The organism is Citrobacter sp. CK180 (assembly GCF_030333655.1).
Taxonomy (GTDB): Bacteria; Pseudomonadota; Gammaproteobacteria; order Enterobacterales; family Enterobacteriaceae; genus Citrobacter_B; species Citrobacter_B koseri.
Genome location: NZ_JAOWFM010000055.1, coordinates 254194 through 270747 on the forward strand (window position 1 = coordinate 254194; position 16554 = coordinate 270747).

General features: G+C 53.5%; 14 protein-coding genes. 7 read left to right on the forward strand and 7 right to left on the reverse strand.

The window, feature by feature from the left end; all coding sequences use genetic code 11:
- Window positions 1-34: 34 nt before the first annotated feature.
- Window positions 35-337 carry a YsaB family lipoprotein gene (locus tag OGV50_RS20020; protein WP_012135698.1) on the reverse strand — a complete coding sequence of 101 codons (303 nt, stop codon included), beginning with the start codon at window positions 335-337 and terminating at the stop codon, window positions 35-37.
- Between the two features lie 189 nt (window positions 338-526).
- Between OGV50_RS20020 and OGV50_RS20025 the strand changes: the two genes are divergently transcribed.
- Entirely contained in the window at window positions 527-1522 is a 996-nt protein-coding gene (locus tag OGV50_RS20025; RefSeq protein WP_047460352.1) for an acyltransferase, read from the forward strand.
- Window positions 1523-1529: 7 nt separating this feature from the next.
- Here OGV50_RS20025 and OGV50_RS20030 read toward each other — a convergent pair whose 3' ends face one another.
- From OGV50_RS20030 to xylA, 3 genes are all read right to left on the reverse strand, one after another.
- Window positions 1530-1883 (reverse strand): YiaA/YiaB family inner membrane protein, encoded by a 354-nt coding sequence (locus OGV50_RS20030; RefSeq protein WP_071259248.1) that lies wholly within the window; start codon window positions 1881-1883, stop codon window positions 1530-1532.
- 174 nt (window positions 1884-2057) lie between these two features.
- On the reverse strand, window positions 2058-3512 hold the full coding sequence (gene xylB, locus OGV50_RS20035) for a xylulokinase (RefSeq protein WP_200075901.1): 1455 nt from the start codon (window positions 3510-3512) through the stop codon (window positions 2058-2060).
- Window positions 3513-3566: 54 nt separating this feature from the next.
- Window positions 3567-4889, reverse strand: coding sequence for a xylose isomerase (xylA, locus tag OGV50_RS20040; protein ID WP_024131052.1), 1323 nt, complete (start codon window positions 4887-4889; stop codon window positions 3567-3569).
- 366 nt (window positions 4890-5255) lie between these two features.
- On the opposite strand from xylA, the gene xylF reads away from it, so the two are divergent.
- The 4 genes from xylF to xylR all read left to right on the forward strand — a co-directional run bounded on the left by xylF (window position 5256) and on the right by xylR (window position 10287).
- Entirely contained in the window at window positions 5256-6248 is a 993-nt protein-coding gene (xylF, locus tag OGV50_RS20045) for a D-xylose ABC transporter substrate-binding protein (RefSeq protein WP_012135703.1), read from the forward strand.
- Window positions 6249-6325: 77 nt separating this feature from the next.
- A complete protein-coding gene (locus tag OGV50_RS20050) occupies window positions 6326-7867 on the forward strand; it encodes a xylose ABC transporter ATP-binding protein (protein WP_012135704.1) in 1542 nt (513 codons plus the stop codon).
- Window positions 7845-9026 (forward strand): xylose ABC transporter permease XylH, encoded by a 1182-nt coding sequence (gene xylH, locus OGV50_RS20055; RefSeq protein ID WP_012135705.1) that lies wholly within the window; start codon window positions 7845-7847, stop codon window positions 9024-9026. Before OGV50_RS20050 ends, xylH begins: the two co-directional genes overlap by 23 nt.
- Window positions 9027-9108: 82 nt before the next feature.
- The gene (xylR, locus tag OGV50_RS20060; protein ID WP_012135707.1) at window positions 9109-10287 is read left to right on the forward strand and encodes a D-xylose utilization transcriptional activator XylR; all 1179 of its coding nucleotides are present in this window, start codon (window positions 9109-9111) and stop codon (window positions 10285-10287) included.
- A 102-nt stretch (window positions 10288-10389) separates the two neighbouring features.
- On the opposite strand, the gene OGV50_RS20065 is transcribed toward xylR, so the two are convergent.
- The gene (locus OGV50_RS20065) at window positions 10390-11214 is read right to left on the reverse strand and encodes a protein bax (RefSeq protein WP_024131053.1); all 825 of its coding nucleotides are present in this window, start codon (window positions 11212-11214) and stop codon (window positions 10390-10392) included.
- 316 nt (window positions 11215-11530) lie between these two features.
- Between OGV50_RS20065 and malS the strand changes: the two genes are divergently transcribed.
- The gene (gene malS / locus OGV50_RS20070; RefSeq protein ID WP_200093288.1) at window positions 11531-13561 is read left to right on the forward strand and encodes an alpha-amylase; all 2031 of its coding nucleotides are present in this window, start codon (window positions 11531-11533) and stop codon (window positions 13559-13561) included.
- A gap of 175 nt (window positions 13562-13736) precedes the next feature.
- A complete protein-coding gene (avtA, locus tag OGV50_RS20075) occupies window positions 13737-14987 on the forward strand; it encodes a valine--pyruvate transaminase (protein WP_058668269.1) in 1251 nt (416 codons plus the stop codon).
- Window positions 14988-15022: 35 nt separating this feature from the next.
- Here the strand turns inward: avtA and OGV50_RS20080 are convergent, their stop codons facing one another.
- Both OGV50_RS20080 and yiaJ read right to left on the reverse strand, forming a co-directional pair.
- Window positions 15023-15496: a 4Fe-4S dicluster domain-containing protein gene (locus OGV50_RS20080; protein ID WP_012135712.1), complete on the reverse strand. Its 474-nt coding sequence runs from the start codon at window positions 15494-15496 to the stop codon at window positions 15023-15025.
- A 117-nt stretch (window positions 15497-15613) separates the two neighbouring features.
- Window positions 15614-16429, reverse strand: a complete 816-nt coding sequence (yiaJ, locus tag OGV50_RS20085; protein WP_058668270.1) for an IclR family transcriptional regulator YiaJ — start codon at window positions 16427-16429, stop codon at window positions 15614-15616.
- Window positions 16430-16554: the final 125 nt, after the last annotated feature.

Below are 16554 nucleotides of genomic sequence, written 5' to 3' on the forward strand. Positions count from 1 at the left end.
AGATATACAGTACGAAACGGGAAAAAGGGGGAACTTAGCGCATGGAAAGATGTAAAAACTGCCCTTCTGCGTCAAAAGAGCAAACAAAACTCTCTTTGCGGAAAGTATTGCCGCGCATCTCATAGCTACCCTGGTATTGCTCAAAACCGGTCACATCAATTTTCTGCGTGCCGGTGTTATAACGCCGCGCCGCCTGCGCTTTGCACAATGCTTCCATATCCAGTGAGCGTTCCGGGTTCACGTTGACCTTCTGCGCCTTCTGAACCGGCTGCGCCGTCGTCGCGCATCCCACCAGCAGGAGGGTTAACAGCGCCGGAAAAACAGACTTCATCATCATTTTTATTACCGCCTTATTTGCCGGTCGCTCTTATTATTATTAAGGTTAGGGTTTAGCCCAAAAGACAGGCGCATTTTGCGAATCTCGCTGAGCCATCACAAGCTTTAGCGTAAAAACTCAGAATATTCCAGTGAGATACCGCGCCAATAAACAAGTCAGACCCTATTTAAAACGGAAGCAGAGGAACTGATGCAACCCAAAATATACTGGATTGATAATTTGCGAGGGATCGCCTGTTTAATGGTCGTGATGATCCACGCCACCACCTGGTACGTCACCAATGCGCAAAGCATCAATCCGTTTAGCTGGGATTTTGCCAATGTCCTGAACTCCGCCTCACGCGTCAGCGTACCGCTGTTTTTTATGATCTCGGGCTATCTCTTTTTTGGCGAACGTAGCGCCCAGCCGCGACATTTCCTGCGCATTGCGCTCTGCCTGCTGTTCTATAGCGCCGTCGCGCTGGTATATATCACCCTTTTTACGTCGATTAACGCAGAGCTATCGCTGAAAAACCTGCTGCAAAAACCGGTGTTCTACCACCTGTGGTTTTTCTTCGCGATCGCGGTGATCTACCTGGTATCGCCGTTAATACAGGTTAAAAACATCAGCGGCAAAATGCTGTTGGTGCTGATGATCGTCATTGGCGTTGTCGCCAACCCCAATACCGTGTCGCAAAAAATCGGCGGATTTGAGTGGCTCCCCGTTAACCTGTATATCACCGGCGACACGTTTTACTACATCCTCTATGGCATGCTGGGTCGGGCGATTGGCATGATGGAGACACAAAAACGTTCGCTGACCTGGATAAGCGCCGCGCTTTTCATTACGGCGGTATTGATTATTTCTCGCGGAACGCTACATGAACTCAACTGGCGCGGAAATTTTGCCGATACCTGGTACGTCTATTGCGGCCCAATGGTGTTTATTTGCGCCGCGTCGCTGCTCACGCTGGTCAAAAATACCCTGAATACGCGCACGGTTCCCGGGCTGGCGCTGATTTCCCGCCACTCACTCGGTATTTACGGGTTTCACGCGCTGATAATCCATGCGCTACGGACGAATGGCGTGGAGTTTAAACGCTGGCCGCCGCTGGATATCGTATGGATTTTTACCCTCACCCTGGCCGGAAGTTTGCTGCTGTCGATATTGCTACAGAAGATTGATACGCGCAGGCTGGTCAGTTGACCGGCCCTTATTCGTCATCAGAATACGTGGCGTACATATCCGTACCCAACAGACTCACGCCCAGCCCCAGAAGGCACATCACTTTGACGGCGGCCGGTAAATCAATATTCCATAGACCGACAAAAAGCATACCTGCGGCGAGAAGTAACAGATATTTGCACCGGGTGAGCAGACGCTCATTTCCCGTCGGCTCCTGGCGTATTAACAGGGGAAAACCACTCATCACCATTATCGCAAAAAAATAGCCCTTATCGCTCAACGAGTGGCAAGCAGGCCACAGCCCTGTCAGATAGACCAGCGCACCGCCCGCCAGCATGATTAAACCGACCAGACGCTTCCTGCGCGCAACCTTATCGTCCATATCACTCTCCTTATGCTTTGCCGATTCACATTAAGACAAGAAATAAGAATGGAAAAGACGATAACCGGACAATAACGTGAAAATCAGAAAACACACATATTGATTTCGATATATATCGAGGCAATCAATATGAAATAAGAATTCCTTCCGGCCACTGCCGGAAGGAATAGCGGATTAAGACATGAGTGATAATAACTGCTGATAAATGCGGCGGAACGTTTCGCGACGTTCAAGGTAACGCGCATGGCGTTCAGCATCAGGGAAATGCGCTTGCTCCAGCGGAAGCTGCGGTAATAAATCAGATAATGGTTGCTCTTTATTCATCGCAATTTGCGCCAGACGCGCGGCACCCAATGCCGGGCCTACATCTCCGCCGGTACGGTAATCAAGCTGTAGCCCGCTGATATCCGCCAGCATTTGTCGCCAGTATTCACTGCGCGCCCCGCCGCCGATCAGCGTCACGCTGCCGGGTTTCACGCCACAGGCATGCACAACATCCATGCCATCCGCCAGCGCATAACCGACGCCTTCCAGCACCGCCCGCGCCAGCTCTGCGGGGCCATGCTGATGCGTAAGGCCAAAGAATACGCCCTTCGCCTGCGGATTATTATGCGGCGTGCGTTCGCCGGAAAGATAAGGCAGGAACCAGACGGCATCCGCGTTATCATCCGCCTGGCATGCCGCGTCAATCAGCGCAGGAACAGACGCCTGACCGGTCAATTTTGCCGCCCAGTCCAGGCAGGATGCCGCGCTCAGCATGACGGACATCAAATGCCAGCGTTCGGGCAGCGCGTGGCAAAAACTGTGTACCGCACTTTCTGGTTTACTGAGAAAACCGTCGCTCACCGCAAAATAGACGCCTGATGTTCCCAGCGACAGCATGGCCTGACCCGCATTGATCATCCCCACGCCCACCGCGCCCGCCGCGTTATCTCCGCCCCCTGCAACAACAGGCACCGCAGGCATCCCCCAGGAGTGCGCCACCTCAGGCAACACCGTACCGGTGATGTCGCTGCCTTCGTACAAAGCGGGCATGTGTTCACGGGTTAGCTGACAAGCGTTGAGCATGGTGTCGCTCCAGTCGCGCGCTGCGACATCCAGCCACATCGTTCCCGCCGCGTCCGACATATCGCTGGCAAAATCCCCCGTCATACGCAGACGCAGGTAATCTTTAGGCAGCAGCACCTTTGCAACCTGGCGGAAGATATCCGGCTCATGGCGCTGAACCCACAGCAGTTTTGGCGCGGTAAAGCCGGGCATCATCAGATTGCCGGTAATGGCGCGAGACTGCGGAACCTGCTGCTCAAGCAGCGCGCACTCTTCACCACAGCGTCCGTCATTCCATAAAATCGCCGGGCGTAGCACCTTCTGGTGTTTATCAAGCAATGTGGCGCCGTGCATCTGCCCGGCAATCCCCAGCGCCTTTACATCACGCAATGAATGCTCTCGCCCCAGCGCTTTTACGGCGCGATCCGTCGCCAGCCACCACTGTTCGGGATCCTGCTCCGACCATAATGGATGCGGGCGAGAGACGGACAGTTTCTCCGTCTGCGAGGCCAGCACGTCTCCCTGCTCATTCAGCAGGATGGCTTTCACACCGGACGTGCCCAGATCTATCCCGATATACATCGTGACCACTCCTTTATCGATGCGCCGCGTTGGCTAAACGCGGCGCAATGGCGATTACTTGTCGAACAGATAATGATTCACCAGATTTTCCAGCAGTTCCTGATGGCCGCTTTGATGCACCGGCGCCAGATTACGCTGTTCAGCATAGTGCGCGACGTCGCTCAGGGATAACTGGCCTTTCAAAATTTGCTGGCCCAGTTCGCTATTCCAGCCGGAATAACGTTTCGCCACGCGTTTATCCAGTTCGCCATCTTCAATCATGCGCGCTGCCACTTTTAATGACAGCGCCATCGTGTCCATCGCGCCAATATGACCATAGAACAGATCGTATTTGTCGGTGCTCTGGCGACGAACCTTCGCGTCAAAGTTCAGCCCGCCGGTCGTGAAACCGCCCGCTTTCAGGATTTCATACATCACCAGCGCGTTCTCTTCGACGCTTACCGGGAACTGGTCGGTATCCCAGCCCAGCTGCGCATCGCCACGGTTGGCATCCACAGAACCAAAAATGCCCAGCGCAATGGCGGACGCAATCTCATGATGGAAAGAGTGGCCCGCCAGCGTAGCGTGGTTGGCTTCAATGTTCACCTTGATCTCTTTTTCCAGGCCGAACTGCTTGAGGAAGCCGTAAACCGTTGCCACATCGTAGTCATACTGGTGTTTTGTCGGCTCCTGCGGTTTTGGCTCGATCAGCAGCGTGCCCTGGAAACCTGTTTTATGTTTATGCTCCACCACCATCTGCATAAAGCGGCCAATCTGCTCGCGTTCCTGGCGCAGATCGGTATTCAGCAGGGTTTCATACCCTTCACGGCCCCCCCACAGAACGTAGTTTTCGCCGCCCAGTTTGTGCGTGGCGTTCATCGCGTTCACCACCTGCGTCGCCGCCCAACTGAAGACTTCCGGGTCCGGGTTCGTCGCCGCCCCGGCGCCGTAACGCGGGTTGGTAAAGCAGTTCGCGGTGCCCCATAACAGCTTCACGCCGCTCTGTTCTTGCTTCGACTCCAGCACATCGACCATCTGCGCAAAGTTGTTTTTATACTCTTTCAGCGAGGCGCCTTCCGGCGAAACATCCACATCGTGGAAGCAGTAGTAAGGCACGTTCAGCTTATGGAAAAATTCAAACGCCACATCCGCCTTGCGCTTCGCCAGCTCCAGCGCATCGCCGGGCTGTTGCCACGGACGGTTGAACGCGCCTACGCCAAACATATCCGCGCCGTTCCAGCAGAAGGTATGCCAGTAGCAGGCCGCAAAACGCAGATGATCTTCCATGCGTTTACCCAGTACGATTTCATCTGGATTATAATGGCGGAAAGCTAACGGATTAGTGCTTTTAGGGCCTTCATAACGAACACGATCGAGTTGGTCAAAATAAGCCTGCATAATGAACTCCATAATCAGGTAATACGGCGAGGGATGGGTAATGGCGTAATATTGGTTACTCGATTCACATTGCTCAATTATGTTATTTCACTCTGCTATTTAGATAATTCGTAAGTGTGCGCCGCCTCGCAAAATAAAAGTAACCGTCTGCAAAAAATGGTTATTCATCAACAACGAAATGTAACGGGCGTAATGCGTCATTAAAAGTACGATCTCGGTCATAATTCCCGAAATAAACCAAAAATCGTAACTGCAAGATAAAAATCTATAATTGCCTTCCGCGTATTAACTGCTAAAAATCTGCTACGTCTCACGCTGTGATTGTTACTTTTACCGCTGTTCCCTCTAACAAAAGGCATCACGATTATGAAGATAAAAAACATCTTACTCACCGTCTGCACTTCACTCCTGCTCACCAGCATAACGGGACATGCCAAAGAAGTTAAAATTGGTATGGCTATCGATGACTTACGTCTGGAACGCTGGCAAAAAGATCGCGATATTTTCGTGAGCAAGGCCGAATCCCTCGGCGCAAAAGTATTTGTACAATCTGCCAATGGTAATGAAGAAACCCAAATGTCGCAGATTGAAAACATGATCAACCGTGGCGTTGATGTTCTGGTCATTATTCCTTATAACGGGCAAGTATTAAGCAATGTCGTAAAAGAAGCGAAACAAGAAGGAATAAAAGTATTAGCGTACGACCGTATGATAAATGATGCCGACATCGATTTTTATATTTCTTTTGATAACGAAAAAGTCGGCGAATTACAGGCTCAGGCGTTGGTCGATAAAGTGCCTGAAGGGAATTATTTCCTGATGGGCGGCTCGCCGGTAGATAATAATGCAAAATTGTTCCGCGCCGGGCAAATGAAAGTATTAAAACCTTATATCGACTCAGGAAAAATTAACGTCGTCGGCGATCAATGGGTGGACGGATGGTTGCCTGAAAATGCGCTGAAAATTATGGAAAATGCGCTGACCGCAAACAATAACAAAATTGACGCGGTTGTCGCTTCCAATGACGCAACCGCAGGCGGTGCGATTCAGGCGCTCAGCGCTCAGGGATTATCGGGAAAAGTCGCTATTTCCGGTCAGGATGCCGACCTTGCGGGCATTAAACGTATTGTCGCAGGCACGCAGACCATGACGGTTTATAAACCCATCACGCTACTGGCGAATACCGCCGCCGAGATCGCCGTCGAGCTGGGTAACGGGCAACAACCTAAGGCCGACGCCACGCTGAATAACGGTCTGAAAGATGTCCCTTCCCGTCTGCTTACTCCAATTGATGTTAATAAAACCAATATTGACGAAACCGTGATTAAAGACGGGTTCCACAAAAAGAGTGATCTGTAAACGTTGCGCCCTCTACAACAGCGGAGGGCGTCAAACCCTCCATGCCGGGTTCTCGCATTGGCTTATGTGGAGTAGTTATGCCCTATCTACTTGAAATGAAAAACATTACCAAGACCTTCGGCGCAGTGAAGGCAGTTGATAACGTCAGCCTCAGGCTTAATGCCGGGGAAATCGTTTCATTGTGCGGTGAAAATGGTTCGGGTAAATCAACGTTAATGAAAGTGCTGTGCGGTATTTACCCTCATGGCTCTTATGAAGGTGAAATTCTGTTTGCGGGAGAAACACTGCAAGCCAGCCATATTCGTGATACCGAACGTAAGGGCATTGCTATTATTCACCAGGAGTTAGCGCTGGTTAAACACTTAACCGTGCTGGAAAATATCTTCCTGGGCAGCGAAATCACCCGTAACGGCATTCTTGATTACGACATGATGACGCTACGCTGCCAGAAGCTGTTAGATCAGGTCAGCTTGTCTATCTCACCGGATACCCGCGTGGGCGACCTGGGCCTGGGGCAACAACAGCTGGTAGAAATTGCCAAAGCGCTTAATAAACAAGTTCGGCTGCTGATTCTCGATGAGCCGACGGCCTCCCTCACGGAACAAGAAACCACCGTGCTGCTGGAAATTATTCGCGATCTGCAACAGCATGATATTGCGTGTATTTATATCTCACACAAGCTCAATGAAGTTAAAGCTATCTCGGACACAATCTGCGTGATCCGCGACGGCCAACATATTGGCACCCGCGCAGCCGCCGGAATGGAAGAAGACGATATCATCACCATGATGGTCGGTCGCGAGCTGACGGCGCTCTATCCTAATGAACCGCATGCCACCGGGGAGGAGATTTTGCGCGTTGAGCGCCTTACCGCCTGGCATCCCGTCAACCGTCACATCAAACGCGTCAATGATGTCTCCTTTTCGCTGAAACGGGGCGAGATTCTCGGCATTGCAGGGCTGGTCGGCGCGGGCCGCACGGAGTTAGTGCAATGCCTGTTCGGCGTCTGGCCCGGGCGCTGGGAAGGAAAGGTCATGATCGATAATCAGGCCGTGGATATTCGTCATTGCCAGCAAGCGATCGCTCATGGCATTGCAATGGTGCCTGAAGACAGGAAACGCGACGGCATTGTGCCGGTTATGGCCGTCGGGAAAAATATCACGCTGGCGGCGCTCGATCGGTTCACCGGGAAGATAAGCCATCTTGACGATGCCGCAGAGCAAAAATGCATTCTGGAATCACTGCAACGCCTGAAAGTGAAAACATCCTCGCCTGATTTAGCGATTGGGCGCCTTAGCGGCGGGAACCAACAAAAGGCCATACTGGCGCGCTGTCTCCTGCTGAACCCGCGTATTCTCATCCTCGATGAACCCACCCGAGGAATCGATATCGGCGCGAAATATGAAATCTACAAACTCATTAACCAGCTTGTTCAGCAAGGTATTGCTGTCATCGTCATCTCGTCGGAACTCCCCGAGGTTCTTGGATTAAGCGATCGCATCCTGGTGATGCACGAAGGAAAACTGAAAGCCAACCTGGTGAATCATAACCTGACTCAAGAACAGGTGATGGAAGCCGCATTGAGGAGCGAATATCATGTCGAAAAACAATCCGTCTGAAGTGAAACTCTCAGCCCCTCTGACGGGCGGTTTTCCTGGGTTAAAATCACTGAACCTACAGGTGTTCGTCATGATCGCGGCGATTATTGTGATCATGCTGTTCTTTACCTGGACCACGGAAGGCGCATACCTGAGCGCGCGCAACGTCTCCAACCTGCTTCGTCAGACGGCGATCACCGGTATTCTGGCTGTGGGGATGGTTTTCGTAATTATCTCTGCGGAAATCGACCTCTCCGTTGGCTCAATGATGGGGCTATTAGGCGGCGTCGCGGCAATCTGCGACGTCTGGCTGGGCTGGCCATTGCCGCTTACGATTGTTGTCACGCTGGCGCTGGGTTTACTGCTCGGCGCCTGGAACGGGTGGTGGGTCGCCTACCGGAAAGTCCCTTCGTTTATCGTCACCCTGGCCGGGATGCTGGCTTTCCGTGGCATTCTCATTGGCATCACGAATGGTACGACCGTCTCGCCCACCAGCTCGGCGATGTCGCAGATTGGTCAGAGCTACTTATCCAACGGTCTGGGCTTCACAATAGGCGCCATCAGCTTAATGGCGTTTATCGGCTGGCAATGGCGCGGGCGTATGCGTCGGCAGGCTCTGGCGCTTAGCACCCCGGCTTCTACTGCGGTAGTCGGTCGCCAGGCGCTAACCGCCGTCATTGTCCTGGGCGCAATCTGGCTGCTGAACGATTATCGCGGCGTTCCAACACCCGTACTGCTGCTGGTATTCCTGCTGCTTGGCGGTATGTTTATGGCGACGCGAACGGCGTTTGGCCGGAGAATTTATGCGATTGGCGGCAATCTGGAAGCCGCTCGTCTCTCCGGCATTAACGTTGAGCGAACCAAACTGGCGGTCTTCGCCATCAACGGCCTGATGGTGGCGATTGCAGGGCTGATACTCAGTTCGCGCCTCGGCGCCGGATCGCCTTCCGCCGGGAACATTGCCGAGCTGGACGCGATTGCCGCCTGCGTGATCGGCGGAACCAGCCTGGCGGGTGGCGTGGGTAGCGTCGCGGGCGCCGTCATGGGGGCGTTTATTATGGCCTCTCTTGATAACGGAATGAGTATGATGGACGTGCCCACATTCTGGCAGTACATCGTGAAAGGTGCGATCTTGTTACTGGCAGTATGGATGGACTCAGCAACTAAACGTCGTTCCTGAATTCCAGAAAAGGGGTCATGCTCAATGCCGGTCAACACGTACCGGCATTGTCCTTTATGACTGATTCAGCAGGGAAAGAACTATGTTTGAGAAACGCCACCGTATCACACTGTTATTTAATGCAAATAAAGCCTACGACCGTCAGGTAGTGGAAGGCGTGGGTGAATATTTACAGGCATCGCAATCGGAATGGGATATCTTCATTGAAGAAGACTTCCGCGCGCGAATTGATAACATCAAAGAGTGGTTGGGCGATGGCGTCATTGCCGACTACGATGACGATGACATTGCTCAGGCGCTTGCCGATGTGGATGTGCCCATTATCGGCGTCGGCGGTTCTTACCACCTTGCTGCACACTATCCATCCGTCCATTATATCGCCACCGATAACTACGCTCTGGTGGAAAGCGCCTTTCTGCACCTGAAAGAAAAAGGGATCAATCGCTTCGCCTTTTATGGCCTGCCCGCCTCCAGCGGCAAGCGCTGGGCGGCCGAGCGTGAATACGCGTTCTGCCAACTGGTTGCACAAGAAAAATACCGTGGCGTGGTCTATCAGGGGCTGGAAACCGCACCGGAAAACTGGCAGCACGCGCAAAACCGGCTGGCGGACTGGCTGCAAACCCTGCCGCCGCAAACCGGGATTATCGCCGTTACCGACGCCCGGGCAAGACATGTGCTGCAAGTTTGCGAGCATCTGCATATCCCGGTTCCCGAAAAGCTGTGCGTCATCGGTATTGATAACGAAGAACTGACCCGTTATCTGTCGCGGGTCGCGCTGTCATCGGTCGCTCAGGGAGCCAGGCAGATGGGCTATCAGGCGGCAAAACTGCTACACCGCCTGCTGGATAAGGAAGTGCTGCCGCTGCAACGTATTCTGGTTCCGCCTGTGCGCGTCGTTGAGCGTCGCTCGACGGACTACCGCTCATTGACCGACCCGGCCGTCATACAGGCGATGCATTTCATCCGTAACCATGCCTGCAAAGGTATTAAAGTCGATCAGGTGCTGGACGCGGTCGGTATCTCCCGCTCGAACCTGGAGAAACGGTTTAAAGAAGACGTCGGGGAGACCATTCACGCCGTTATTCATGCTGAAAAACTGGAAAAAGCGCGCAGCCTGTTAATTTCAACCACGCTGCCGATTAACGAAATATCACAGATGTGCGGCTACCCATCCCTGCAATATTTCTATTCTGTTTTCAAAAAGGAGTATGACACGACGCCAAAAGAGTACCGCGATCGGTACAGTGAGGTGTTGTTGTAGCGGTGGCAGGTGGTCGTTTGTAGGCCCGGTAAGCGAAGCGCCACCGGGCGTTTGTGCCGGATGGCGGCGCAAGCGCCTTATCCGGCCTACAAAATCGGGTCATTACATATGCGCGGCGATTAAACGCTGGTTATCCTGATACATCGCGAACAGATAGTTGTTGTAGCTCTGCCCTTTCGTCGAATAACCCTTCAGCTTATGAATCATCGCGCTTGCGGTAACTTCCTGATCCGCCTTACGCAACTGGGCGCGAGACTTACGGAAAGACGAGTAAGCAGGATGCGTGTTCAGGTTAATCACGTACGCGTTAACCGACTCTTTAACCGAGCCGAACTGCGAGTAACCTTTCACTTTACCCGGCGCATTGGTACAACGCCCTTTTCCGCATTTCATGCCGAACAGGTTATTGTTGTTGCGCGCCAGTTTAGAGGTTCCCCAGCCGCTTTCCGCCGCCGCCATCGTCGCCACCATACTGGTCGGGATGATGTCTACGCGTTCCAGCAAGGTATTCCACGGAATGTTACGCGTGTTGCCAGACCACTTTACCTTGTAGCGCGCTGCGATATCTTTCATACGCGTACGTTCAGAAGGCGACCAGCGGTTCTGGTACTGTTTTGAAATCAGCCAGTTACGATCCGCAGTAATCGCAGCATTTTGACTGGTGATAAAAGGCATAACCGTCCGGAGAAACGCTTTTTTCCTTGGTGTTCCAGAAGGGTATTTTCGCAAATCAGGAAGTGAACTACTCTTTGCACTATTGCGAGAATACTCTTGTTTACTGCTTACCTGTTTATGACCTGTCTTGGTTACGTGGGACTTTTGACTCGTTGTTGTCGTGTGCGCCTTCGCCAGCACCTCACCCGAAAATACTACGGTGAGTAACATAAGAATCATTGCCCCATATCGTCGTATGGGCGTCAATATCATTAGGTCTCCTGGTCGGATTTATACATTCCAACGCCTTATATTTTTCAAAAAAATGAGAGATGAATCTCAAATCATATCAAAAATAACCGTCAAGAGCACCCCAAGGAATAGTCCAATTCCGAAACCCTGTCACGCAATAATGGCGAAGAACGCTATTAATACGAAGAAAATGTGGTGGTTATCGCAAAACATGGCTATTTTCTGCGCACGATCGCTCACCCTCGCGCCTCAGCCTGGCGGAATACGCCAGAGGGATGAGTTATCCGCTATCTTTCAACGGCATACTGGCTAAAATCGCAGCAATAAGGAAAGCGTAATGAAACTTACCGCTTTTGCGCTGGCGCTCATGCCCGGCATCGTATTCGCCTCATCATGGACATCTCAGGGATTCCCGCCCTTTACGGCGGAAGGTACGGGTAAGTTTGTCAGCCATGCCGCGTTGACGAAAGGTACGCACCCTTTGACGCTGCATATTGACCAACAGTGCTGGCAACCTGCTGATGCTATAAAACTCAATCAGATGCTGTCGCTCAAACCGTGTGAAGGCACGCCGCCGCAGTGGCGACTGTTTAAAGACGGCGACTATTCGCTGGAGATTGATACCCGCTCCGGTACGCCAACGCTGACGCTGTCGATAAAAAGCACCGCCGATCCCGTCGCCAGCACGGTGCGCCAGTGCCCGACGTGGAACGGCTCGCCGCTGACCCTGGAGGTGAGTCACACCTTCCCGGAAGGCGCGATCGTGCGCGATTACTACAGCCAGCAAACCGCTACCGTTAAGAACGGTCAGATTACGCTGCAACCCGGCGCGACCAGCAACGGGCTTTTGTTGCTTGAACGCGCGGAAACCGACACGCCCGCCGCATTCAACTGGCATAACGCGACGGTCTACTTTGTGCTGACAGACCGTTTCCAGAACGGCGATCCGACGAATGACCAAAGCTATGGCCGCCACAAAGACGGCATGGAGGAGATTGGCACTTTTCATGGCGGCGACTTACGCGGGCTGGCAGACAAGCTGGACTATCTGCAACACCTGGGGGTGAATGCCCTGTGGATCAGCGCGCCGTTCGAGCAAATCCATGGCTGGGTCGGCGGCGGTACGAAAGGGGATTTCCCGCATTATGCCTACCACGGCTATTACACCCAGGACTGGACCACGCTGGACGCCAATATGGGCAGCGAGGACGACCTTCGCGCGTTAGTCGATGGCGCACACCAGCGCGGCATCCGTATTCTGTTTGATGTGGTGATGAACCACACGGGCTACGCCACGCTGGCGGACATGCAGACATTCCGGTTTGGCGCGCTGTATCTGCAAGGCGATGAGCTGAAAAAGACGCTGGGCGAACGCTGGACCGACTGGAAGCCCGCCGCCGGGCAAAGCTGGCACAGCTTTAATGACTACATCAACTTCAGCGACAAAGCGGCATGGGAAGCATGGTGGGGGAAAGAATGGATTCGCACGGATATTGGCGATTATGACAATCCAGGCTTTGACGATTTGACCATGTCGCTGGCCTTCCTGCCCGATATTAAAACGGAATCCACAACCCCTTCCGGCCTGCCGGTGTTCTATAAAAACAAACCGGATACCCATGCAAAAGCCATTGAGGGCTACACGCCGCGGGATTATCTGACCCACTGGCTCAGTCAGTGGGTGCGTGATTACGGCATCGACGGGTTCCGCGTAGATACCGCCAAACACGTCGAACTTCCTGCCTGGCAGCAGTTGAAAACCCAGGCCAGCGCGGCGTTGACCGAGTGGAAACAGGCCAACCCGGAAAAGACGCTGGACGACACGCCTTTCTGGATGACCGGTGAAGCCTGGGGCCACGGCGTCATGCAGAGTGATTATTACCGCCACGGCTTTGATGCGATGATCAACTTTGACTACCAGGAGCAGGCGGCAAAAGCGGTCGATTGTCTGGCGGATATGGACGCCACCTGGCAGCAAATGGCAGAGAAATTACAGGATTTCAACGTGCTGAGTTATCTCTCCTCGCACGACACGCGCCTCTTTCGGGAAGGTGGCGATAAGGCCGCAGAGCTTCTGCTGCTGGCGCCCGGCGCCGTGCAGATCTTTTATGGCGACGAATCCGCACGTCCCTTTGGCCCGACGGGTTCCGATCCGCTGCAAGGCACCCGTTCTGACATGAACTGGCAGGATATCAACGGTAAATCCGCCGCCACCGTTGCCCACTGGCAGCGAATCAGCCAGTTCCGCGCCAGACACCCCGCCATCGGCGCCGGTAAGCAAACCACGCTCTCGCTGAAGCAGGGGTACGGTTTTGTGCGCGAGCACGACGACGATAAGGTCATGGTCATCTGGGCGGGTCGCCCTTAATCCTGCCTGACGTCCGGCGTGCCCATCCGCCGGACGTCTCATCAAAACAAAACACCAGCCAGATAAAAATCTTCAGCATAAAGCATCAACCACGGCGTTAACGCCTGATTTGCACCCTGCCATAGGTAGCGCTATGGTTAGCCACTTTGATAATGAGTTCGACAGACCACCTGCTATGACATTCTCACTTTTTGGCGACAAATTTACCCGCCATTCAGGCATTACCCGCCTGATGGAAGACCTCAATGACGGCTTACGCACGCCCGGCGCAATCATGCTCGGCGGGGGTAATCCAGCGCAAATCCCGGAAATGCAGAATTACTTCCATTCGCTACTGGGCGAAATGCTGGAAAACGGCAAAGCCACTGATGCGCTTTGTAATTATGACGGTCCGCAGGGAAAAACGGAGCTACTGACAGCGCTCGCGTCGCTGCTGCGTGAGAATCTGGGTTGGGATATCGAACCACAGAATATTGCACTAACAAACGGCAGTCAGAGCGCGTTTTTCTACTTGTTTAATCTCTTCGCCGGACGCCGCGCCGACGGGACGACTAAAAAAGTGCTGTTCCCGCTGGCGCCGGAATACATTGGTTATGCCGATTCCGGGCTGGAAGAGGATCTTTTCGTTTCCGCTCGCCCAAATATCGAGCTATTGCCGGAAGGTCAGTTCAAATACCACGTTGATTTTGAACATCTGCGCATCGGGGAAGAGACTGGCATGATCTGCGTGTCGCGCCCGACTAACCCAACAGGCAATGTGATCACCGACGAAGAGCTGATGAAGCTGGATACCCTTGCCAATCAGCACGGCATCCCGCTGGTGATCGATAACGCCTACGGCGTTCCCTTCCCGGGCATTATTTTCAGCGAAGCACGCCCGCTGTGGAATCCGAATATCATCCTGTGCATGAGCCTCTCCAAACTGGGGCTGCCCGGCACCCGCTGCGGCATCATTATCGCCAATGAAAAAATCATCACCGCCATCACCAATATGAACGGCATTATCAGCCTGTCGCCTGGCGGTATTGGCCCGGCAATGATGTGCGAAATGATCAAGCGTAACGACCTGCTGCGCCTGTCGGAAACGGTAATAAAACCGTTCTACTACCAGCGCGTACTGGAGACAATCGCGACCATTCGCCGGTATTTACCGGAAAATCGCTGCCTGATCCATAAACCGGAAGGCGCTATTTTCCTCTGGCTGTGGTTCAAAGATTTGCCGATTTCGACTGAATTGCTGTACCAGCGTCTGAAAGCGCGCGGCGTATTGATGGTTCCCGGCGACTACTTCTTCCCGGGGCTGGACAAACCCTGGCCACATACGCATCAGTGCATGCGGATGAACTACGTTCCCGATCCGCAAAAAATTGAGGCAGGGGTGAAAATTCTTGCTGAAGAGGTTGAGCGCGCCTGGCGCGAAGGCTGACAGCCCCCCCGGTCATCGCCTGACCGGGGTGACACTCAGACGGGTTGCGCGTGCAGTCGTTGTCGCTGCACGTTTTCCACATCAAGGCACTGCAACGCGTCAGTCGGGCAGGCCTCCACGCATGCCGGGCCCGTTTCACGGTGCCAGCAGAGATCGCATTTAATCGCCTGTACGCGTGAGGTTCGCGACACAACGTTCATCGCGCCGAACGGGCACGCCAGCATACAGCTTTTACACCCGATACAGCGCGCTTGTTCCACGAAGATGTGCCCATGATCGCGACGAATAGCCTGCGTTGGGCACACGTTCGCGCAGGGGGCATCTTCACACTGGCGACATGCCGCCGCCGTGGTAAACGCATCGTCTTTAATGACCCGGATGCGGGAGACAAATTCCCCGGACGACACCGCCGCACAGTCCTGGTTCTCCTGATGCGCCACTACGCAGGCAACCTCACAGGTACGACAGCCGATACATTTCGCCGCATCCGCCATGATAAATCGGTTCATTGCCCTCTCCACCTGCGTAAAACCCCAGAGTGCCAGAGAGGGCGCGATCGCTGCTTTGATCCGACGAGGGAAACGATTAAATTTTGTCAGATGCCCATCATCTTCCGGGCGCCTGCCTTAATCGCGCACGGTAAAACCCAACTCATTCGAGATCGCCTGCGCGGTGTCACGCAGGGGCTTGAGCAGATTCTTCTCGCCGATTTGCTTAAGCCGGGACGTCGAAAGCGAAATAGAGATGGCGTATGGCACCCGATGGTGAATATCAAACACCGGCACGGCAATGCAGGAAACGCCCAGCTCATTCTCTTCGCGATCCATCGCCATACCGCTTTCACGAATTTGCGCCAGCTCGTCATACATTGCCGGCAACCCGGTAATGGTGTTACGGGTCAACGGCTGGATCTGATCCTTGTGGCTTTCCCAATAGGTTTCCACATAGTCAGGATGGCCGAACGCCATGTAAATCTTCCCCATCGCAGAGCAATACAGCGGCATATGCTGACCGATATAGGCACGGGTGCGCAGCATGCCAGTGGTCGGCTCCAGCTTATAGATCAGGATGGCATGATCGTCTTCACGGCTGGAGAAGTTGACGGTCTCGCCAGTGGCGATATTCAGCGTCTCAAGATGCGGCGCAGCCACATGAATGATATTCAGCGATGACAGGGCTTTCTGCCCGACAGCGATAAATTTAGTGGTCAGACGATAGCTTCCGGCGGCAGGCGCGGGAGTGACATACCCGCAGGACTGCAATCCCTGTAGCAGTCGATGCACGGTACTTTTGTTCAGCCCGGCCAGTTCAGACAAGTGCGCCAGCGGGCATCCGTTCGGGTAGTTACTGAGGATCTCAATCAGCATCAAACCACGGAACAGGCTCTGACTACCGGCTGGCCTCTCTTTTTCTTGCGTCATTTCGCTCTCTTTTATGCCCATCGCTTCCGCTCCCCTTTTCGTCGCGCTCTGATGGTAGCGCAAAGTGTGTTTCAGTTCACGATCTGAACCGAAAAAACACAACTATTTGATTTTGATGATTTTAAAAAATAGACCACCCCGTTGAT